This window comes from Stenotrophomonas sp., assembly GCF_032061965.1.
Lineage (GTDB): Bacteria > Pseudomonadota > Gammaproteobacteria > Xanthomonadales > Xanthomonadaceae > Stenotrophomonas.
The window spans coordinates 54,505-75,892 of sequence record NZ_DAMBEF010000001.1 but is presented as its reverse complement, the minus strand read 5'-3'; the positions used below and the strand labels follow the sequence as shown (position 1 = coordinate 75,892).

The 21,388-nt window shown below is 62.8% G+C and carries 15 protein-coding genes; 7 read left to right on the top strand and 8 right to left on the bottom strand.

What is annotated here, in order from left to right; all coding sequences use genetic code 11:
• The first annotated feature begins 85 nt into the window (after nt 1-85).
• Nucleotides 86-454, top strand: coding sequence for a VOC family protein (locus RT460_RS00290; protein WP_313316472.1), 369 nt, complete (start codon nt 86-88; stop codon nt 452-454).
• A 16-nt stretch (nt 455-470) separates the two neighbouring features.
• Here RT460_RS00290 and RT460_RS00285 read toward each other — a convergent pair whose 3' ends face one another.
• A complete protein-coding gene (locus tag RT460_RS00285; protein ID WP_313316471.1) occupies nt 471-1,910 on the bottom strand; it encodes a PLP-dependent aminotransferase family protein in 1,440 nt (479 codons plus the stop codon).
• Between the two features lie 72 nt (nt 1,911-1,982).
• Between RT460_RS00285 and RT460_RS00280 the strand changes: the two genes are divergently transcribed.
• Entirely contained in the window at nt 1,983-2,645 is a 663-nt protein-coding gene (locus tag RT460_RS00280; RefSeq protein ID WP_313316470.1) for a hypothetical protein, read from the top strand.
• Nucleotides 2,646-2,735: 90 nt separating this feature from the next.
• On the opposite strand, the gene RT460_RS00275 is transcribed toward RT460_RS00280, so the two are convergent.
• Both RT460_RS00275 and RT460_RS00270 read right to left on the bottom strand, forming a co-directional pair.
• Nucleotides 2,736-4,016 (bottom strand): MFS transporter, encoded by a 1,281-nt coding sequence (locus tag RT460_RS00275; RefSeq protein ID WP_313316469.1) that lies wholly within the window; start codon nt 4,014-4,016, stop codon nt 2,736-2,738.
• Nucleotides 3,928-4,350, bottom strand: a complete 423-nt coding sequence (locus tag RT460_RS00270) for a DoxX family protein (RefSeq protein ID WP_313316468.1) — start codon at nt 4,348-4,350, stop codon at nt 3,928-3,930. Before RT460_RS00270 ends, RT460_RS00275 begins: the two co-directional genes overlap by 89 nt.
• A gap of 125 nt (nt 4,351-4,475) precedes the next feature.
• Between RT460_RS00270 and soxR the strand changes: the two genes are divergently transcribed.
• Nucleotides 4,476-4,934 (top strand): redox-sensitive transcriptional activator SoxR, encoded by a 459-nt coding sequence (gene soxR, locus RT460_RS00265; RefSeq protein WP_313316466.1) that lies wholly within the window; start codon nt 4,476-4,478, stop codon nt 4,932-4,934.
• A 192-nt stretch (nt 4,935-5,126) separates the two neighbouring features.
• On the opposite strand, the gene RT460_RS00260 is transcribed toward soxR, so the two are convergent.
• Nucleotides 5,127-5,969: a helix-turn-helix transcriptional regulator gene (locus tag RT460_RS00260; RefSeq protein ID WP_313316465.1), complete on the bottom strand. Its 843-nt coding sequence runs from the start codon at nt 5,967-5,969 to the stop codon at nt 5,127-5,129.
• Between the two features lie 99 nt (nt 5,970-6,068).
• Between RT460_RS00260 and RT460_RS00255 the strand changes: the two genes are divergently transcribed.
• The 3 genes from RT460_RS00255 to RT460_RS00245 all read left to right on the top strand — a co-directional run bounded on the left by RT460_RS00255 (nt 6,069) and on the right by RT460_RS00245 (nt 9,299).
• Nucleotides 6,069-6,965 carry an SDR family oxidoreductase gene (locus tag RT460_RS00255; protein WP_313316464.1) on the top strand — a complete coding sequence of 299 codons (897 nt, stop codon included), beginning with the start codon at nt 6,069-6,071 and terminating at the stop codon, nt 6,963-6,965.
• A gap of 339 nt (nt 6,966-7,304) precedes the next feature.
• Nucleotides 7,305-7,784, top strand: a complete 480-nt coding sequence (locus RT460_RS00250) for a hypothetical protein (RefSeq protein ID WP_313316463.1) — start codon at nt 7,305-7,307, stop codon at nt 7,782-7,784.
• A gap of 21 nt (nt 7,785-7,805) precedes the next feature.
• On the top strand, nt 7,806-9,299 hold the full coding sequence (locus RT460_RS00245) for a hypothetical protein (protein WP_313316462.1): 1,494 nt from the start codon (nt 7,806-7,808) through the stop codon (nt 9,297-9,299).
• A 111-nt stretch (nt 9,300-9,410) separates the two neighbouring features.
• Here the strand turns inward: RT460_RS00245 and RT460_RS00240 are convergent, their stop codons facing one another.
• The gene (locus RT460_RS00240) at nt 9,411-11,864 is read right to left on the bottom strand and encodes an aminotransferase class V-fold PLP-dependent enzyme (protein ID WP_313316461.1); all 2,454 of its coding nucleotides are present in this window, start codon (nt 11,862-11,864) and stop codon (nt 9,411-9,413) included.
• A 343-nt stretch (nt 11,865-12,207) separates the two neighbouring features.
• Between RT460_RS00240 and RT460_RS00235 the strand changes: the two genes are divergently transcribed.
• Nucleotides 12,208-12,930, top strand: coding sequence for a hypothetical protein (locus RT460_RS00235; RefSeq protein WP_313316459.1), 723 nt, complete (start codon nt 12,208-12,210; stop codon nt 12,928-12,930).
• Nucleotides 12,931-13,056: 126 nt separating this feature from the next.
• Here the strand turns inward: RT460_RS00235 and RT460_RS00230 are convergent, their stop codons facing one another.
• The 3 genes from RT460_RS00230 to RT460_RS00220 all read right to left on the bottom strand — a co-directional run bounded on the left by RT460_RS00230 (nt 13,057) and on the right by RT460_RS00220 (nt 21,385).
• Nucleotides 13,057-14,244, bottom strand: coding sequence for a hypothetical protein (locus RT460_RS00230; RefSeq protein WP_313316458.1), 1,188 nt, complete (start codon nt 14,242-14,244; stop codon nt 13,057-13,059).
• A 161-nt stretch (nt 14,245-14,405) separates the two neighbouring features.
• Nucleotides 14,406-20,726 carry an AAA domain-containing protein gene (locus tag RT460_RS00225; RefSeq protein WP_313316457.1) on the bottom strand — a complete coding sequence of 2,107 codons (6,321 nt, stop codon included), beginning with the start codon at nt 20,724-20,726 and terminating at the stop codon, nt 14,406-14,408.
• On the bottom strand, nt 20,723-21,385 hold the full coding sequence (locus RT460_RS00220; RefSeq protein ID WP_313316657.1) for a 4Fe-4S cluster-binding domain-containing protein: 663 nt from the start codon (nt 21,383-21,385) through the stop codon (nt 20,723-20,725). Before RT460_RS00220 ends, RT460_RS00225 begins: the two co-directional genes overlap by 4 nt.
• Nucleotides 21,386-21,388 lie beyond the last annotated feature (3 nt).

Here is a 21,388-nt window from a genome sequence, read left to right as displayed (position 1 = left end):
CGCAGTCGCATGCCCAACATGTGCTCATACGGTGCAACGCTCGGTAGACTTGGCCTGGGCACGCCGAGCAGAGCAGGAGAACCGCATGTTTGATCACATTGGATTGGGTGCAACGGATCTTTCGCGGAGCAAGGACTTCTTTCTGAGATCGCTTGCGCCGTTGGGCGTGGAAGTGGCGATGGAAGGCCCGTCCGGGCTTGGTCTGGGGCGCAACGGGAAACCTTCTCTTTGGATCTCGCAGGCAACCGTGAAGCCTGCGCCGTTGCATTTGGCTTTCACGGCCGAGGCCCGGGCCGACGTTGATGCGTTCCATCGTTGCGCGCTGGAGGCAGGTGGCAAGGACAACGGTTCGCCCGGATTGCGTCCGCACTACCACGCGAACTACTACGCTGCATTTGTCATCGGTCCCGATGGCCACAATATCGAGGCTGTTTGTCACAATCCTCAGCCCTGACCCTGAAGACCCAACTTCAGAGGATTACCGACCGCAGGCTTTCATGCCGCCCTGAAGCCAATGCGGGTGTCGTTGAGCAGAAATCCGCAATGCGTCGTACGGCCTGCCTCAACTCTTCTTCCGGCCTTACGTAGGGGATGCGCAGCCACTGGTCGTTGCCACCTTCAACACTGAACATCGGGCCGGGAGGGATATGCACGCCAATCGTTTCAAGATTGGCAGCCAACTGTGTAGCGCTGCCGCCAGGCAATTGCAGCCACAAGGTCATGCCCCCTTCGGGTAGCCGGAAACGCCAATGCGGCAAATGCTCGCGGATTGCCCCGGCCAGGGCATCGCGCCGTTGGCGAAGTTCCGTCCGCCGCATTGCTGCGATCGCGCTGTCGCCAAGCAGTTCGGTCACCACCAGTTGGTCAAAAAGCGATGTGCCCAGGTCGAACTGCAGGCGTGCCTTTATGAATCGGTCCATCAGATCGTGCGGCGCACGGATCCAGCCCACCCGCAGGCCGCTCCAGAACAATTTGGAGACGCTACCGATGGTGATCGCGCCGGGGGCATGGGCGGCGAAAGGCAGGGGCATGTCGACGTCGGTCAGCGCGATGGCCTGCAGGGATTCGTCGACGATGGCAGTGGTCTGCGTGTCCTGCAGGGCGGTGGCATAGCGGGCGCGCTGGTCATCGCGCATCAGGAAGCCGGTTGGGTTCTGGAAGTCGGGCACCAGGTAGGCGACGCGCGGGCGCGTCTGCAGCAGCGTGGCCTCGATCCCTTTCAAATCCCAACCCTCACAACCCAACGCGTCGCCCATGGGTGCCGCAACCAGTCGCGCACCGCCCAGTCGCATTGCCTCGATAGCGTTGGGATATACCGGTGATTCGATCATGGCCCGGTCACCGGGACGGGTGAGCGCACGCGCGGCGACGGCCACACCTGCCAACGCGCCGGAGGTGACCATGATCTGTTCCGGGCCGGTCGGCAGGCCTCGTGCCGTGTACATGCGAGCAATCAGTTCGCGCAGGGCAGGCAGGCCGACCGGGCGCTGGCCATCGGTCCCCAACTGGCCCGGCAGTTGTTCAAGTGCACGCTCATAGGCACGGGCAATGCCCGGAATGGCGGCGGTCGCTGCACAGTTGAGGTCGATGCTGTTGTCGGGCGTGTTCCTGGCGTTCAAGGAATGCAGCGCGTGCTCATGCGCACGTTGCCGGTCGCCGGGAACGGTGACATAGGTGCCAGCGCCCTGTCGTGCACTCGCAAATCCTGTGGCGACCAGGTCCGCGTAGACCCGGGTGACGGTATTCCGCGAGACCGTCAGCGCCAGCGATAGCGCGCGTTCGCTGGGCAAGCGCGTGCCCAACGGAATGCGACCACCGCCGATCAGTTCCTGTAGGACAAGGCGAAGCCCGCGGTAAGCCGGCGTGCGGGGGAAATGGCCGATCAGGCTGGCCAGGTGCTCTGCGGTCATGTGGCGGTTCATGGGGCCACTATGGCAGAAGTGGATCTACGTAAAAGCGCCAATTCTCAAGATACTGGCCCCATGGACCCCAATACTTCCCCTCTTGGATTGGCCAATCTAGGCCCTGTCGCCCAGCTCCGCGCGGGCCGTCTTCCCGAACGCATCCTGCGACTGCTGGCCGGGTTGTGGCTGTATGGCGTGTCAAACGCGCTGTTGATGCAGGGGGCGCTGGGGGGCTCGCCCTGGGTCGTGTTCCATGAGGGGGCGGCACTGCGGCTGCCATTGTCCCTTGGCATGATCATGGTTGTAGTCGCGGTGGCGGTATTGCTGCTGTGGATTCCACTGCGGCAGATGCCAGGGTTGGGCACCGTGGCCAACACGCTTCTGCTGGGGCCGTTCACTGACCTTAGCCTGCGTATGCTGGACGCCCCAGAGTCATTGCTCTGGCGTTGGCTGTATCTGGCCGGTGGCGTCGTTATCTGTGCACTGGCCACTGCACTTTACGTTGGTGCCCAACTCGGGCCCGGTCCGCGCGATGGCTTGATGACCGGCCTCGCGCGTCGCACCGGGTGGTCGATCCAGCGCGTGCGCACGGTCATCGAACTCACGGTGCTGGCATTCGGTGTGATTCTGGGCGGCACGGTTGGCGTGGGGACGATCATTTTTGCCCTCTGCGTAGGGCCGATCACCCAGTTTTTCATGCGTTTTCTGGTAACCCGTCTGAAGGGGCAGCCTGCAGCGTGACGCGCTTGGCCGCGGCGATGCGCTTTACCCGTCACTCACGCAGGAAATTGGCAGCGCGCAAGGTCTTGCGACGCGCTACAACCATGCCGATCAATCGTACTTGCGGTATAGCCACACCAGCGCAACACCAGCGAATGCCGACACGCCGATCTGGATGCCTACCGCGATCCAGCCAAAGACAGCGAACAGCGCGCCCGTCGTTATGGGTGCCACAACCTGTCCAAGATAGTTGCCCTGCATGACCAGCCCCAGGCTGGTCGGCGCCAACTGCGGCGCGGGCGCCGAACGCGGCGCACTGGCAAGAAAGGTCGCCGGCAGCACGCCGGCAGCAACCGAAAGGGCCGTACAACAGGCCAGCACTGCGACCCCGGACGTGACCGGCATGAAGGCAACCAGGCCCAGCAGGCCGGCAACAAGGTAGCCCACGGTCATCACCTGCGAAGCGCGCACGCCGCGCTGCAGGAACAAACCTCCCAGTACATTGCCCGCCGCGTTGGCCACCACGATCAACGCGCTAGCCGCGCCTGCCTGTGCCATGGACAGGTTCACTCTCTGCATCAGGTAACTGGGCAGGAACGACATCATGGCGAAAAACTGCATGTTGTAGACCCCGAAGGCCAGCGCGAGCAGCCAGGTGGGAGGAGAGCGGAGCACGCTGAGTGCGCCTCGCCCCCGATCTGCCGTGCGCCCGCCAGCTCCGGCGGGTACGCGCAGGCGCACGCACACCGCCATCACCAGCGCGAGTGCCCCGTCCAACAGCCAAAGCACCTGCCAATTGTCGAGCAATGGCCCCAGCAGCATCGACAAGGCGATACCTACACCCATGAAGGTGCCCCAGAAGCCAAACACCAGGTTGCGTTTGCCAGGAGGTGTCAGCCGGTTGAGCACCGCAGGTGCGGCCACTACGACCATCAAGAATCCCAATCCTTCGACGACGCGGGTAGCGATGAGCCATGCATAGGCGGGAGCGGCGGCACCCACAATGCTCGCCAAGCCAACGACCAGTAATCCGGCGGCAAGCACGCGCCTGTCGCCAAGACGCTGGGTCAGGGCGCCGGCTGCCATGCCGCCGATAACGCCGACGACCGCAAACACCGACAACATCCCGCTCAGGTCCGCCAGACTACGCCCGAATACCTGCTGCATTTCAGGTAGCGCGATCGGGCCCTTGCCCACATGCAGGGCCGAGGCAACACCGGCCAGTATCACCAATGCAATCGTCACTCGATCGAAGTTGCCGTTGGCCGCAACCGACGCAGCGGGCGTCGTGTTCAAGGGGTTGTCAGCCATGCTCGCGCTCCCGATCGCCGCTGTCGAGAATGGTTGCCAGCACCAGCCCGCCAATGATGCCAACGTGTTCAAACGCAACATGCAGTGCACGGGTGGCGGCGACGCCTTCGAACGCCCAGAACCGATGCACCACCACGATGGTGGCCAGGGTGAATCCAGCCAGCACACCGGCACCCAACCATGTCCAGCGACGTGCAATGACCAGTCCAGCGCCGAGTAGGTTGCTCAGGATCACCAGGCCATTGATGAGCGCGCCGTGGGGCAATCCGAAAGCCTCCATTTCCGCGATGCCAGCCTCGAAGTTGACGAGGCGCGCGAGCCCATTGGTCCAGAACGGCAGGGTCAGCAGCAACCGCGCAATCAGCGCGACTACCGGTTTACGAAGCAGGGCAAGCAGGGGATTCTCGATTTTCATTCGGCGCCTGGTGATGGACTGGCAGATAGGCGAGGGCGTCCCTGACAGCCGGACCTACCCAGTACCTCTTGATTGATCGGGCGGCACTATAAAAGTTAAAGTGAACTTCAAGTCAAGGAGCCCGCATGCCCTCTTCCAATACAGACCCATTGGTGACAATCGGTTGGATGGCCAAACGCAGCGGGATCGCGGCATCGGCGCTGCGCTTCTACGAGTCACGCGGCCTGATCGAATCTGTGCGAATGAACAGCGGCCATAGGCGCTACGCGCGCTCCACGGTTCGACGCATCGCTTTCATTGTTTTCGCGCAGAAAGTGGGACTTAGCCTGGACGAGGTCGGCGCCGAGTTGGCGCACCTGCCGAAGGAACGGGTGCCTACGGGGGAGGATTGGAAGCGTCTCTCACGCCAATGGAAAGCGCGGATCGAAGCCCAGATCGCCCAGCTACAGGCGCTTCATATGGGCCTGGACGAATGCATCGGCTGCGGTTGTCTGTCGATGAAGAAGTGCCTGCTGACCAATCCCGGTGATCGATCGGCGATGAATGGCGCTGGGCCGCGCCGTTGGCTTGGCGACCGTGCGTAGCCGGGGTAAGCGCGGCACAGTTGGGGCTGTTCGCGGTTTGCCTGAGGAATCAACCCGACGTGGGTTACCGGGTGCGCTTGCCCGGGCTACGTGAATGTGGATTGGTCGAAGTCTGTTTGATGCGTCTGTTTCGGTACCACGGATCCGGTGCCGGGCCACGCCACAGCAGCATGCCGCAGCGGTCGACACATATCACGATGACGAACTTGCGGCGGCCATGTCCTGGCCGGCGATGAATGCGGCGATTCGTCCTGCAGTGTCTTCATTTGCCGCGTTATAGACAATCATCGAAAGGTCAGGGCGCCCTTCGACCGCGAAAGCCGAGAATTCCAGTTCAAGGACGCCGAGTTCAGAATGACGTATGCGCTTGGTGCCATCCCCTTCCTTTGCCACATCGTCGCAGCGCCATAGCGTAGCGAACTCCGTACTGGTGCACGAAAGTTCTTCGACCAGGGCCGCCACTTCGGCTCGCGCACCTGCGCGGGTCGAGTCGGCCCGCAACGACGCCACAACGAAGCGGGCGACCCTATCCCAGTCTTCCTGTGCAGCGCGTATGCGATGGTCGCAGAAAAGAAAACGAAGTATGTTGCGCTCTGACTTAGGAATCTTCGTGTAGTCGGTCAGCAGCAACGTCGCTGCACGGTTCCATGCAACGACATCCCAGGTCGGTGTCCTGATCAGCGCCGGACTGAACGGCAGCGCGTCAAGCGTGCGTTGCAGATGCATCGGAATGTCTTCGACACCGCGGTAGCGGAGATCCGGCGAACAGCCCAGCCCGAGGATATATAGGTGCTCACGTTCGGCTTCCGTCAACATCAGGGCCGAGGCTATGCGCGCCAGGACGTCTGCAGAGGGCGCTCCTCCGCGTCCCTGTTCGAGCCATGTGTACCAGGTGGGGCTGATGTTGGCGCGTTGCGCCACCTCCTCGCGCCGCAGACCGGGTGTGCGGCGACGTGCTGCGGAGTAGCCGAAATGGGCAGGATCAAGCCTGGCCCGGCGGCTCTTGAGGAAACTACCCAGCGACGGCTGATCCATGTTGCAAACCTGTTAGTGCATATACCCCGATAACATCACTACTTTAACCGCATGGGGACAGGAAATACGGTATGTGCTCCTTCATTTCGAGTACTCACGATGCTTGTATTCCTCACAGGTGCGACCGGATTCATTGGCTCGCGAATCGTCCCGCAATTGCTTGCTGCAGGTCACCAGGTGCTGGGCATGTCGCGATCGCCGGAAGGAGCCCGGCTATTGTCGGCTGCTGGCGCCCAGGTGCACCGTGCGGACATTTCCGACCTGCCCAGTCTTCGCGCGGGTGCGGCGTTGGCCGATGCGGTGATCCATACCGCGTTCTCGCATGACTTCAGTCGCTTCGCTGCCAATTGCGAACAGGACAGGGCTGCCATCGGTGCACTGGGCGAAGCGCTTACGGGATCCCCACGGCCGCTGGTCATCACCTCGAGCGTGGGCATGGGCAAGGGCATCCAGGGCGAGCTGGCGCTGGAAACACGTTTCAATGCCGACCACCTTAACCCCCGCGTTGCGTCCGAACTGGCCGCCAATGCGCTGCTTGAGCGCGGCGTGGATGTTCGCGTTGTTCGCTTGCCACAGGTGCACGATATGACAAGGCAGGGACTGGTCAGCCCCTACATCGAGATGTGTCGGCAGCTTGGCCTGGCTGGCTATGTTGGCGATGGAGGGAACCGATGGTCAGCTGCGCACGTGGATGATGTCGCCTTGCTCTATCGTCTTGTCCTCGAACGGGGCCAGGCAGGCAGCCGCTACCACGCGGTCGCCGAGGAGGGCGTGCCTTACCGGCAGATTGCGGACGTCGTCGCGCGAGGGCTGGAGGTACCGACGCGCTCGATCGCAGCACGGGACCAGGACGCGCTGTTCGGCTGGTTCGGCCTTTTCGTGGGCATGGACATGGCGGCATCCAGCCAACTCACGCGTCAATGGCTCGACTGGGATCCGGTCCACCCTGGGTTGATTGAAGACCTGTCCTGTATGAATTACACAGTTCCTTCCTGATTCGCGCAGCCCCTCACGATAGGGCGGTCTGAAGGAATCGGATCCTCATGATTCCTTCACTTTGCCAAATGGGAGTGCGCACTCGTTGGTGCCCGACAGAGTGAAACTACTGGGTCGGGGCGCCTGCGCTGTAATGCAGGCCTTGGCGCAATCTGTATTCCAAGTTGTCCGAGTGTCGAGCTTGCGTAGCATCCATTGACTGAGTTGTGGCATGGCGGTTGAGCGTGTAGGTTTCCAGTCACCATCGGATGGAGGTTGCGGATGCGCGCTTTTGGGTTGATCACTCTCGTGGGCCTGGCGGCATGCGCTGGACCAAGCGCAGGGCAAGGTAGCACTGCGGTGCAGCCGGCCAATGCGGATGGCGCTGCAAGCGCCCAATCTGCACAACAGGAACCAGCGTCGCCGGCAGTTGCCGGAACGTTCGCTGGCGCTTGGGAATCCTGTGAAGGCACGGACTCGCCGGATGAGTGCAGTCGCTACCTTCTGGTTCAACGTGGCGATCGCATCTGCGGAACCTGGTCCTATGTCGCCACCGGCAAGGCCTATGAGGGTAGGGTGGTTGCGCATGCGATCAGCGAAAGCAAAGCACAGCGCACGCAGGTCTGTGGCCGGCCGGGCTCAGAGACGGATACCGAATGCGCCACGGGCTGGCAAAAGATCGACAAGCCCCTCGCGCTTTGCGACGGCAAGCTGAGCGACATGGCGGGCGCAGACGGCTCCTGTTTCGCCGACTACGAGAAAGTTCCCGTGCCACAGGATCAGCTTGCAGCGTTGGAAGCCGAGCCTTGGTTGAAAACCTGCCTGGCCGCCGCGCAGTAACGGTAATCAAGGAGTCGGATCATGACGAACCCAAATCCCCTCACCGAGAATGAACTGAAGGCGGCGGCCTATTTCGCGGTGGGCGTGACTTCCGAGGGCAGCATCGGTGGGCGCGATCTTGCCTATCGCCTCAGCTTCGCTGGCAACGTTGGGGCCGGGGGCCGCATGGAGCCCGTTGCAAACAGCGGCTACTCCTTTGGTACATTGCAGATCGACCTCGGTCAGCATCCCGACGTCGCCCGCGACATGTTGAACGGTTATCAGACCTGGGCAGCAACGCAGCCTGACCGCGCGACGCTTGAGCTGAGCCAGCAGCAGTACGATTCGACGCTTGCCTCGTTGCAGCGCACGGGTAAGCAGATGCGCGCAGCGCAGGCGGTCGACATAGACCGCACCTCGATCAATCGCTTTCTCGATTCGGATGCCGGACGCACGTTCGTTCACGGCTTGGATACCGAGCACGTCAATGGTGTGACGGCTACCGACACGGTGGTGGGCAATAACGACAAGGCGTTGGAGCGGCTGCAGCGAACGGGGCTGTACCAGAATGCGACCAGCGATGACCAGGCAGAACTTGCCGGCATGTTCATGAAGCTGCAGAACCAGGCCGGCGACGGCCGTTGGCCCGGGCTGCTGGACCGCATAGAAGCGGGCACCTTGACGTCGCCTGACGGGGTCAAAACTGCCATCGATGGGTTTCTGGCCAACAGACCCAACGGTGATGCGGATTACCTGGAGAGCGGCGCGGACAATACGCTTCGCGGCGTCAGTGTGCTCAATGCACTGCGCAGCGCGAATGCGGAAAATCCGCTCTCAAGCGCATGGGCCAACGTTTCCGCGAACCCGCTGATGGGCCCGGTGGTTGCCCATCAACCAAATGCAGCAAACCCGAATCTGGGCTTTGAGTACGACACCGTTCGATCGATGTTCCTGACGCCGGAGCAGTCACGCCGGTTCATTACCGCGCTTGACCACGGCGCATCGCTGGCCGAGGGCAATCCAGCGCGCCAAGCTGGCAGTCAGCAGGCTGGCTTCTATGTTTCCGGCAACGACTTCGTCCATTGGGGTCGTAGTGGCCATGGGCAGGCGTTCATCGGCGGGCAGTGGCGCAGCATCGAGGCCGAAGATCTCACGCGCGTGCGCAACCGCGACGGCACGACTGAGCTCACCATCAACGAGAACGGACAGCGATCGGTGCTGATGCGGGTGGACCCGCGAACGCCTGCGCTGCGCGCGGATGCGTCAAATCCAACCGAGAACAGGCACGCCGCTGCAGACGAACGTCAGCCGGGCGCCGCTACAGGAACATTCGACAATCCTTACCTCAACGCCATGCTGGCCGCTGCGAGGGGAGGGGACGATGCCGGGGGCCGTCGGGCGATGGAGGAGATGACGCGATCGGCCGAGGGCGTCGCGTTCACCCAGCGCAGTTCCGAACTTGCCGCCAATCGCCAAGCCGATGAGCAGGCACGCACGCAGCAGGCGGCGAATCAGGCCGGTCCGGAGAGAGGTTGACGAGCTCTGATTGAGGCCATGCAGGCTTTTGCGTCCGTGGCACGTAAATGCCAAGCAGCGGGCGCTGGGAAAGGAGACATCCCTGGCGCCCACCAGCAGCGGATTCGACGTTCATGATGCCGGCGAGGGTATGCCTGTCTCGTCACCACCGATAGCGGCCTGCAGGCCCGGGCTTTCGATATTGAGCAGGCATCGGGCGAAAAGGTAGAACCGATAAGCGTCCGCGAAGTTGGAGCCCAACCCGAATGAGACACGGACCGCGCCGCAATCGCCTTTGCCCAATATCTTCTCGTCAAACGTCCTGCAATCAAGCACTTTCTCGCCCTTGTCCAACTCGCAATGCTCAGCGCCAGCGGTGGTGTAGGTGGCCTGCTGCACGGCGCCCAGATTGCAGAAGCAGCCGTTGCGCACACTGATGCCGAACGATTCCGCCGCGCGCCGGACCAGCGCATGCGGCATCACCGCGTTGTAGCAATCGAAGAAGTTCAACATCAGGGTCGCGCCCTTCGGTAAGCCGGGTGCTCCATAGATGCGACAGAGCGCTGTTCGACTCTTGGTCTCGTGCCGCAGCTCCAGCAGCTGAGCCTCCAGCCAGCGTGCCAGGGTTGTCGAACGGAGGGCGAGCGTGTCCAGCCCCAGACCCGTGATGAACTCCAGGCCGTGACTGATGGAAGGGAACGAAGCGTAGTTGGGTGTGCCTATCTCGAAGCGCTGCCCGTTCTCGCGGTACAACAGCCGGTCGGTGGGAGACCAGGGGCCGGAGTAATAGCACACCGCGCCGCCTGCAAACGAAGGCGGGGTAAGCCTGGCAAGCGACGACTTCCTGGCGATCAGGCACCCCGCGCCGGTGGGGTAGCCGAACATCTTGTAGAACGAGATTGCGACGAAATCCGGCTGATGCGTGGACAGATCCAGCCGTGCTTGCGGGACAAACGCCGCTGCATCGCAGAGCACCATCGCGCCATGCGCTTGCGCTTGTCGGATCAGCGAGAGGTCATGCCGTATGCCGGTAGCATTGGATTGCGCCGGGAACGCCAGCAGGTGCGGGTGGCTTGCGGGCAGCTGTTCGAGCGAGCGCTGCAGCAAGCTGCCGTTGATCTGCAGGCTCTTGTCCAGCGGCACATACTTCACCGAGGCGCCCTTTGCGCGGGCGTATTCGCGCAACCCGTGGACCGACGTATGGTTGTCCTTGCTCAGCAATACCTGCGACCCCGCCTCGAACGGGAACGACTCTGCCACCAGCCGGATCGCAGCGCTGGCGTTTGCGGTGAAGATGATCTCGTACTCGCTGGGGTCGCCGTTGAAGAAGCGGAAGATGTCCTCGCGGGCCTTGGCATAGGCAGCGGCGGAGGTGGCGGAGCCGCTATGGGGATTGCCCAGGATGCTGGTCTTGAGGGTTTGCAGATCCTGCTCAAGCAAGCTCTCCGGTGGCAAGGCGCCGCCCACGTGATCAAGATAGGTCACGTGTTGCAGGTCTAGGCGAGAGAACTCCTGCCTGCGCATCAACTCGACCTCAGCGTCGGCAAAGCCAGGGTTGCTGGCGAGGAATGCTGTCTTCACGGCCCGATAAGTTTGAAGTTGCCGACAGGAAGATTCAGAGATGCCGCCTGCATCGAGTGCGCTCACCTCTTGAGTGAGGGCGCGGAACGCAACGACAGTGGAAAAATCAGGTAGCGCGCTTGCGACGACGACCTCCTTGCCAGCAGGATCAACCCGGCCACGCAGCAGCCATGCATCCACCTGGTAGTTGTGATCCGGTACCTGGGTGTTGAAAGCCTCCAGCATCCGATCGAGGTAACGTTCGCGGGTCGAGGTGTCGCACTGGTTGAACTCTTCCAGCAGGATGCAGGCATTGAACAGGAACTCCCGTGCATCGGCATCGTCAAGGTGGAACGCGAGCGGCCGGGAAACCGTGACCTCGTCGATACCCCGGTCAAGACCCTCCAGCGCGAACGGCTGCGTAATGGTCGACGGATCGGTCAGGCTGAGGGCGGCGTCCATGATCGCCGAGGGTGTGCCGAAGTGCTGCAGTGATTGCTTCCAGGCAAGATCGAACAGCTCGTTATAGCGGAACAGCGTGCCGTAGATTTTCCCGCCCGGGCGCAGCACCCGTTTGAACTCGCGTGCAACCCGCGCCTTGTCCGGTGGAAACATCAATCCAAAGCCGCATACGATGATGTCGAAACTGTTGTCGGCAAAGGGCAGGTCGGCCATGTCGACGTCGGACTGGAAGCTGACATCGCGCTGCAGCTCCTCGCTGAGCACCTGCTTGGCCACGTCAACGGCAATTTTTGAAAGATCCGTGGCCACGAGTTGAAGATTCAGTGGCTTCGCCAGGTCTTCATACAGATGGCGGGTGATCAGGCCCGTGCCACACGCCACTTCAAGTACTGCGGAAGGCGGCGCAAGCGGATCGATATCAGCGCGTATTTCGTGCACCAGCAACTGGCCGTAGGGCTTGAACAGGCGCGGACCGAGTACGCGCTCGTAGAACTCCATGAAGGTACTGAGCGACCATTTCTGATCGGACACCGTCTTGCAGTGGTGCTGCGCTGCGTCATGCATTGCGGGCTCCTAAAAGACAGATATTCCTGGCAGGTTTTGCTGGGTTATCTCATGGAACTTTCATCTGTAACAGTAGATCGCGCCTTCGCGGTCACAGTTTTGTGTCTGGGTTCGTTCGCCCTGCGATGTACTGTGACGGTGTGCGCCCTGTGCTGACGAACCGGCCGAAGACTTGGCGGATAGGCGGGGGCTGGCCGGCACTCTTGGGGGCGTGCCAACGCGCCAGAATTCAATGCACGGAGCAGTTGTTGCGAGCTTCGGGCGGCATGCCGGCGCGCCCAGGCGCGGGGAAACCCCGATATGATCCCCGCAATATCCAGCCAGTGAAGGCGAAGGGGGAGGGGTGCAGGAGCTTGTACTCAAGTTGGCGGGTAGTTTTGGCCACAGGACGGCCGGCGAGCTGATTGTGTTGCTGTCGCTGCTGCTTTTTCTGTTGCTCAAGGGGCTTTACTCGCTCAACAGTGACCGAGCCAAAGCCCGCCAGGAATTCCTGCAGCTCTGGGACTTCGAGCGCGCCAAACGCGATCCGTTGTGGTGTGAGGTGTTGATTCGCCATTATTGCCGTGAGTTTCTCCCTGCGCGACTTATCGTCAAGGTTGCCGCGAATTCCCAAGCAGCCGATACCCTGTGGGCCTTGAGTCAGTCGGCGCGATTCTTTCAGCTGGATGATGGCCTTGTCCGATGGAAGGACCCGCGGCATGCGAGAGCTCTATTTGCAGGGCTCGGTGTCATCCTGGGAACTGGACTCTATTTCGTGTTTGCGATGGCATCGTTGTGGCTGCTCTTCTTGAGCTTCCGCGGGCTGGGCACGGTTTCAGGCCACCTGATCGTTGTCATGGTGGTCTGTGCATTGGTGTTGGGCGGGATCGCAATCAAGCTTTTGAACCATGGGCTCGACCTTGCAGGCGCCCGAAAGAACTTCATCAAGGTTCAGAATATGCAACCTTCATTGGTTCCGGAGCCGATGCTGGAGTTCAGGGATAGCATCGTGACTGGAGAGTCCGGCGTTCGCGAAAAACGACGTTCGAACAGCAGGCCCGCATCAAGCAAGACAAAAGGTAGCTGATGAAGGGGGCCAAGCTGCACGTCAAAGCAACGACCTGCCGCTTTTTCCGAGCTTTGCAGAATCACTTCGCGGAGAGGCAACTGTACCGGACGCTTCGGGCACGAGACGTGTTGATGCTTGGCCGTATCACTCCGCTCTCGTCCGACGCCGGCCTGTGCTCTGAGTTGCATCGCTGTGTTCAAGCTCAACCCGCTTCAAAGGCACCGCTCCCACGCCCAATGCCTTCTCAATACTCAGTTCGCTGCCTTGTGCTGCGAGCACGTCTCTGAGGCGGGTGAATTCGCTGCACCAGATGGTCTCGATATCCTGATCCCGGCCCGGATCGTTGGCGTTGGAGAGTGAGACCGCACGCACTTGCAGGCGTCCGTTGTCCGAGCGGCCGCCAAGCTCGACGCCATAGCCCGGGGTCGCTGCCTTGCGCAGGACGACACTGCCGGCATCGGCCCAGGCCGTCTCCATGCCTTCGCGGACTTCGTAGCCCAGGCTGGCCAGGCCTTCGAGCATGGCCCGGCGCCTGACAGCTGCTGCCTGTTTTCCATTTTCATCGGCGATGGCTTCGCTGCATTGCGTTGATAGCGCGATGATCTGTTGGATATCCGGCGCTTGTTGGGCCAGGCAATCCGCGATCTGCACCAGCAGCGGTGAGTTGGCTTGTCCAGGCATTGCCTCCAGCTCGGATGCCAGGTTTCGCAGTGCGAGCCGATGTTCAGCCAGATCCTTGTGAAATGCGGATGCTGCCGCCAGGTCGAGTACCAGGCTATCGAGCAGCAGTCCGCGTCGTGCCTGTCGCACGTCCTCTTCGATGGCTGCCAGGCGGTGCTGGAAGGGTTCGGCTACCGCGGCACCGTACAGCGTGTGCAGGCGTGCCAGATAGCCGTCGATGCGTTGCAGGCGTGGTTCGCGAACGGTGTGATCCTCCGCGATCCACTTGTCTGGGCGATCAGTCTGCAAGGCGCGGGCGAGATCGCGTTGCGCGTCGGTTACCGTTTCGGTATCGGCTCGATTGGCACTGCTCAGGCGCGCAAAGCCCTGGGCCAGGATCGCTGCTGGGTCGGCGACCGATCGGCCGGCAACGATCAACTCCAGGGCTTGCACCAACGCCACGTCGGCCTCCGTCGCACCATCAGGCAGTGCCTTCAGCAAGGTCACGGCGTTGGCTCTCAGGTTGCGTTGGGTCGTGCGCAGTTCGGCCGCTTTTGTCACCGCCGCTTCCTGACGTTGCGTCAGATCGGCTTCAATAAAGTTTATTTCCAGCGGTACCTGCTTCTGCAGCAGCCACAACTCATCCTGCACCAGCATCTGCTGCAGCTGCACCCGCCGCTCGCGCGTAGCGTTCAGTATCGCCTCGTCCTGCTGTCCAAGCCGGAGCGTTTCGTTCTGCCAGTTGGCGATAGCACGATCCAGTCGGCTCAGGAGCGCTTCGCAGATCGCCAGGACCTCTTCGCGGGTAGTGAGCCGGACGACTTTAGGACCACTCATGGCTGTTCCTTGGTGAGCTCGGCTTCCGGCCTCTGCACAGCGGCTTGGCTGCCATCAGCAAGCGCAGCGGCTATTGCCTGGCGCAGACGTTGACGTTCGTTGTCGCCATCGCCATACCAGCCCAATGACGACACCCGATGGATATGCGGTACTGACCGCTGCAGCACCTTGCGGCGCCAGATCTCGCGCGCCCGGGCACGGCGCAGCAGCGGATGCCGCGGGCTGTCGCATTCAATGCCGATGGCGTACAGCTGGGTAACCGGATCTTCAATCGCCAGGTCCAGGCCGAAGGTGTCGCCTTCGTCGGCCGCTACCGGCTCCCACCCCAACGAACGGATGTAAGCGGCGACCGCATTGGTGAAGCCGTCGCCGTGGCGGCGGTGCTCCGTGCGTACTTGGCCGCGGTCGGTGAGCAGCCGTCCAAGCAATGCACGGCTGCCGCTGAACTCTCCCGCAGACAGGGCGCGCGCGTACTCGAGATAGCCTTGCAGATAGTCGCGGGGGCTGGTCGGCGGGCGCTGGGTAGTGAGCATGTCGGAGATATCGGCAATCGGCATGGAGGTGATCATCACCACTTTTTCGCGGGCTCGGGTGACCGCTACATTCAACCGCCGCTCGCCACCGGTTTGCCCCAATACGCCGAAATTGCGACGGAATGTGCCCTGGCCATTGCGCCCGAACGTGGAAGAAAACACGATGACGTCGCGCTCGTCACCCTGTACGTTCTCGACGTTCTTGACGAACACCGCCATGTCCTCGCCGCCATCCCGGCGCTCACGTTCCTCGGCGAAGGCCATGCGGAAAGCATCGTCCAGCGTTGCGCGCTCTTCCATCCGCTCTTCGATCAGGTCGGCTTGCTTGCGGTTGAAAGTCACTACGCCGACCGATGGGCGCTGTTCCAGCGGCGCGCGCCAAAGCTCGGCGAGATAGTCGACCACGCGCTCGGCTTCCTGCGGGTTGGTTTGTTCCTGGTAAAGGCCATCGACACGGATCAGTTCCAATGGCCGCGCCTGCAGAATCCTCGCAGCCGGGTGTCGCACCGGCACGCTGAGCCGATTGCCGTAGAACGATGCATTGGAGTAGCCGATCAATTCGCGGTAGGCGGAACGGTAGTGGATCTGCAAGGTGGTGGTTGGCAGCACGCTGCGCGCCAGCTGCAACAGGTCCGGGCAGTCCTTGATCTCGCGCCGGTTCCAGGTGTCCTCGAATTGCTCCTGCTCTTCCGGCTCGGCGTCCTCAGAAGGTGTGTCGCCATCGAACAGTTCAGCTTCATCGCTCTCGATGCGACTGGAGAAAAAGGCCGTCGGCGGCATCTGTTTCTCGTCGCCACTGACGATCATCACCCGTCCACGGAACAGCGTGGGCAAGGCGTATTCGACCGGCATCTGCGAGGCTTCGTCGTAGATCACCGTATCAAACAAGCCGGCACGAAGCGGCAGGACGCGGCTGGCGACGTCCGGGTTCATCAGCCATACCGGCCGAAGGTGCATCAGGCCCAGGCCCGCGCCCAGTTCGATGAATTCGCGCAGACGGCGGGAACGGCGACCTGTCAGTCGGGTGACGTCTTCCCATTGCTTGCGGGTGCCTAGCAGTTGGCTGTCGATGGCAGTACCGAGCATCTCACGGTTGAGTTGACGCATCTGTGCATCCGCCTGCGCCAGTGCGTCCACCTTGCCCGCTGCTTCGGCCTGGTCCAGCAGCAATGCTGGCTGTGTGCGTTCGATGCGCTGCTTCCATCCCAGTCGCGCTTCGCGATTGATCAGGTGGCGGACGCTGAGGTCCAGTCGCTCATCGGCGATGCCCTTGAGCTCGGTGGCGCGTTCACGCAAGAGGGCAAAGAAGGCCAGCTGCGCAGGCGACAGCTGCTCGGCGCGCACGCGGAACTGCTGGTATGCGGCCAGCGTTGGCAAGGCCTGCGTCAGCGCGTCGAGCGTGGCATGGTTGTCATGGCCTTGCTCGATTGCGCTGCGCAGCTGTGCGACCCAGTCTGCATTGGCCCAGTTGGCCAGTCGCTGCAGACGCTCAAGGCTGCGTTCGCGGGCTGATTGCTGCGCCAGCGCGGCTTCGGTTTCCGTCAGCATGGCCTGCAGCGCCTGGCGGGTGCCCGAGCGCACCGCCGCTTCCAGTGCCGCAGCCCTTGGCGCAGTCGCGATGGATGCGGCGAGCGTTTGCGCGGCGCGGAGTTTGTCGGTGGTATCGGCGACCTGCGCCGCAAGAAGAGGGCCGCTTGCTACATCGGGGAGCGGAAGTTCCAGCAGCAGCTGCGCGGCAGAGAACGCCGCGCGCAACGGCCGCCAGTACTGTTCGAGTTTCGCTGCAGCAAGCAAGCTGCCGAGCTGCGCCGTGCCTGTTTTCGTCTCGCCATGATTGGCGAGGAAGGCCGATACGCGACGGCGCCGCAGGTAGTTCAAAGGGCTGATGCGCGCAAGCCAGGAGGTCGCACTCAACAACGCGCTTGCCTGGTTGTCCAGACGATCCAGGGCAGGCGAGGGCAGGGCAGCCAATGCGGGTGAGAGCAGCGGGGAATGGCTTTGCAATGCAGCGTTGCGCAGGTCGCGCTGGATCTGGTCCAGCGAGGCGAGCGTGCGTACGCCGATCCCGGTGTCACCGGTTGCAGATGCACGGAACAGCGGCAGCCAGCGAGCGAGGCGTTGTCGCTGGCCTTCGTCCAGTTCGAGCAGGGTGCGTGCCGGCCCCTGCAGCCACTCGCGATAAGGCGCCGGCTCGGCAACCTCGAAACCCGCCGGATGCGATTGCAGTATCTCGATCCTGGCGGTCTCGGCTTGGACAAACTGACGGAAGTCGTGCTGGAAGCCCTGCAAGGTGGCTGCATCAGACGCAAAGACCTGCAGACGGGCAAGTGGACTTGCTTCGTAATCGGAAGGAAGCCACAGCCGAGCCAGCGGCGCGCAGGCCTCTTCCAGCTGCGCAAGCTCGGCCATATCGAGGTCACCCAAGCGCTGGCGTAGTGCCGGAAACGCCAGCGTTGCCCCATCCTGTTCCAGTTCAATCAGCTCGCCCAGTAACTGGCGATAGCTCAGCCCGGTGCGTTCATCAACCGCATGCAGGTTGGCGTGGAAGCGATCCAGCTCGCCCTCCAGCGATTCGATACGGGCAGCGAGCCGCTCGCGTTGCGCCTGCCAGCTGCGTGAGGTCGGCCCGTCCGTGGCAAACAGCGTTTCCAGTTGTTCGCGCACACCGCGGATCACCCGTTCGCGATCGCGATTGACGTCATCAAGCATCACCACGCGATTGCCGAGCCCCTCGGCCACCAGCCGTTTGTGCACGACTTCCAGTGCAGCGTGCTTTTGGCAGACGATCAGCAGACTCTTCTGTCGGCCGATGGCATCGGCCACCATGTTGACGATGGTCTGGCTCTTGCCGGTACCGGGCGGGCCTTCGACCAGCAGGCCCGGTGTCTGCCGGGCCTGCAGGACGGCGCCCTCCTGCGAGGGATCACTGGAGGCGGTGAAGAAACGATCCAGTTCGGCCGGTGACTCGTCCGGGGCTTCCGCCGAGGCGGTGCCCAGGCGTAGCGCGGTTTCCAGACCGGTGCCGCTGGGCGACAAGGCTTTGAGCTGGCGCAGATCCTCACCCAGTGCCTGGCCCATGAAGGTGACGTGGAACAGCACCGCCGCGCAGGCCAGTTCGGCCTCATGCACAGGGATTTCGGTGGAGGCGGGGGGAAGCGCTTCAAGCACCCGCGCACGCGGGCTGGCCAGCACACCGAACGCATCCATCACGTCGGCGGCCTTCAGCGAGGAGCGTCCCAGGAGTTCATCCGCCGTCCTGCGCCAGGCTTTGCAGGCTTCGACCCCGATCAGCGCTTCCAGGGCCGGATTCAGCCGGACTTCCTCGCGCTCACTATCGAAGGCCAGCGCAATCCGCCCACGGCTGCCCAGTTCCATCTGCAGCTTCACTGGCCACAGCAGCAGTGGCGCGATGCGGGTACGGATGTTCTGCGAGTCGCGGATGAGCAGGAAGGGAAAGCCAAGGTGCAGGCCGTCGATGCCGGTGTCACGCTTGTACAGCGAGCTCTGCCGTTGAAGGCTGTTCAAACGGGCCAGCAGCGGCTGGCTGGCCGCCAGCGCTACCGGGTCCAGGTCCACGGCGCGGGTTTGCCGTTGCAGCAGCGCATCAAGCAGTGCAGCGGCAGGACGACGGGGGGTATCGAGCTCGTGCAGATCGATGCGCGCGGTGGTCTTGCCGATGATCATGCGTACCAATGGGCCGCGCATCACGCTGGTCGTCACCTTCTTCTCGAAGAAGTCGAGGATCTGGGTGATGTATTGCTGCTTCTGTGGCTCCAGCCAGTTCTCTGCCGGCACCGCCAGCAATACCAGGGCGTTGGCCAGCGGCATGCGCCGCTCCAGCCGGAACTGATCAGCCCAGGCATCAGGTTGCCGCAGACCACAACGGGCGAAGCCGACGATGCGCTCATCCACGCGCAGGAACAGCTCCCGCCGTTCAAGCGCCAACAGCGTGCGTGCAACTGCGGGATCGAACTGCAGCACGCCGGCCTCGAACGCCAGCAGCTTGGCCTGGTCAATGATGGCGTCCACTGAACGGAACTGATGGATGCCCGCGCCAAGCAGGACAATCAGGTCTTCTTCGCCGATCAGCCGGCGTTCGCTCAGCGAGCGGATGCCCGCGTGCTCGCTGTCGGGCAACAGTTGTTGGCGCTCCTGCCATTGCGCTGCCAAGCGGGCCCGCGAGGTTGACAGCAGATAGATGCGCAGCTGTGCCTCGTCCAGCTCGATACCTTGATGGCGGGCGCGCTGGCGCACCTGATCGGCACGTATCTTCAATCGCCATAGCCAGCTTTCACTGCCCAGGGCTTCCAGCAGATCCGGTACCGGGCCGGTAATCAGCCGGTAGCCTTCCAGCGGATGTTCGAGCAGCCAGCCGGGGGTAACGATCTGTCCGCGATGGATCAGCGGCATGTCCGGATTGAGGATCTTCAGCGCCAGCAGCAGGCGGAAGTCGTCTTCAAGTTCGACATGCTGAGCGGCATTGCGCAGGCCGGCAATTGACTTGGGCGGAAGACCGACCTGCTCGGCCCAGGTCACGATCACACCGCGCAACAGATGGTCCAGTGCCTGCGCCCAGTGCTGCTCTTCTGCGGCACTCAGTGCGAACAACGCCGGCTTATGAAAGCGTCGCTCGCCCAGCGTGATCGTCGCGCCGCTGGCGGAATCCTGTTCGGCCTGCGCGCCAGCAGGCGCGATGACCGGCTCGCCATCCAGCCAGGCACGTACTTCGGGCCACTGCCAGCGCTGGTTGCGATCACGTGCCAACAGCCCGCGCAGCAGCAGGTTCAACTGCGGGTCCAGCGCATCCGGTAGCAGCGCACCGTTGGCCAGCACGTGGATAAGGTAAGCATTCGGGTTGACCCCTTCGAAGCAGGCACCTTGGGTGAGCTGCTCCAACAGGATCATGCCCAGGCTCCACCAATCGGAGGCCGCAGCGACACCGCCGGCGATGGCCTCCGGCGCCATGTAGCGGCTGATCTCCAGCGGCGACACGATATCGAGGTCGAACTCGGACAGGCGCGCCGAGCCGAAGCCGCTGATCACCAGGTCCAGCGGCTCAGGGCTGCGCACCAGCAGTGTGGCCGGGCGCAGGTCGCGGTGGCGCAACCCGACTTCGCTGAACGCGTGCAGCGCCTGGCCCAATTTGCGTACCACATGTCGCACGGTATCGAGGTCGTGGATGACGATGCCCAGCGAGGCGAGGGTGCCGCCGGTGAGTTCTTCGGCGACTTCGTAGGCGCGATCGTTCCAACGGCCTGTCGCGATGATGTCCGGTACATGCTCGCGGGGCAGCCGGCGCAGCACGCCATAGACCGCTGGGTCCGGCTCGGCACCGGCGCGATACAAGGTAAGGACCGCTTGCCTGCCGTCGTCGTGCTGGGCGAGGTAGCGTTCGCGCACGCCGTCGGTGCGGCTGATCTCGCGAAGTAGACGCCAGCCGTCAATGCGTGTCTGCGCAGCATCATCAGCTGCCATGCTGCCTGCGTCTTCACTTTGAGGTGTCGGCGGCGGCGATGCGGCCGGCTCACCGCCACACTCCAGGCACATCAGATCGCCAGCCTGCAGCGGGTGGCCGTTGATGCAGCGTAATGCCGGCGCATCGGCTTCGGCACTGGCCGGGGTGAGGGGAGCGTCGCGGGTAATGACAGGTTGCGGTCGCCAGCCAGCGGCACGGATGGGCTCGCTGGAGAGATCCCAGCTGCAGGCTTGTCCCCCAACTACCCCTTCGCAGAAGAGCTCAAGGAGGTCACGTTCGGTGTGGCAATTGGGGCAGAAGCGCATCATTTGCGGAGGATCTCGTAAGGGCCGCGCAATGCGGTATCAGCGCTGACCTGCAGCTGGTGGCCCTGCTCGCGCAGTAATGCGCGCAGGCGCAGTAGATCGTCGCGGCGTGGGATGCCGGCCATCCACACGCTGCCGTCCTCGTCGAGCATCAGGTCCAGCGCTTTGTCTTCAGCGCGCAGTGGTCGCTCGAAGCCTGAGAAGCGCGCGCGGCCAACCGTTGTAAGCAGATGCAGACGCTGGTTGTCGCTGCCGCGCAGGGCGACGGATTGCGGCAGCGCCTGCTCGTAGGGATCGGAGATCAATGCATCGATCAGTCCTTCGGCATCGGCAAGAACCGGCGCAAGCTGCTCCAGCGGATAACCGCTATAGACCAGGATGTCGTGCTGCCCGAGCTGGCGCAGCGCCCGCAGCAATTCAAGCAGAGCCTCAGGCTGGTCGAACGGTTCGCCGCCCGAAATGGTGATGCCATCTGCTTCCGTCAACCAAGGCTGGATCTGCGTGAGCAAGCTTGCGATGGTCGTAAGGTGGCGACCTGCACCCCAGGTATCGGCGGAGATACAGCCTGGGCAGCGGATGCTGCAACCCTGGAACCAGATGCCCAGGCGCCGCCCAGGCCCCAAGGTGGTCACCGGGAAGTGCACGCGTGACAAGTCAAGCACTGT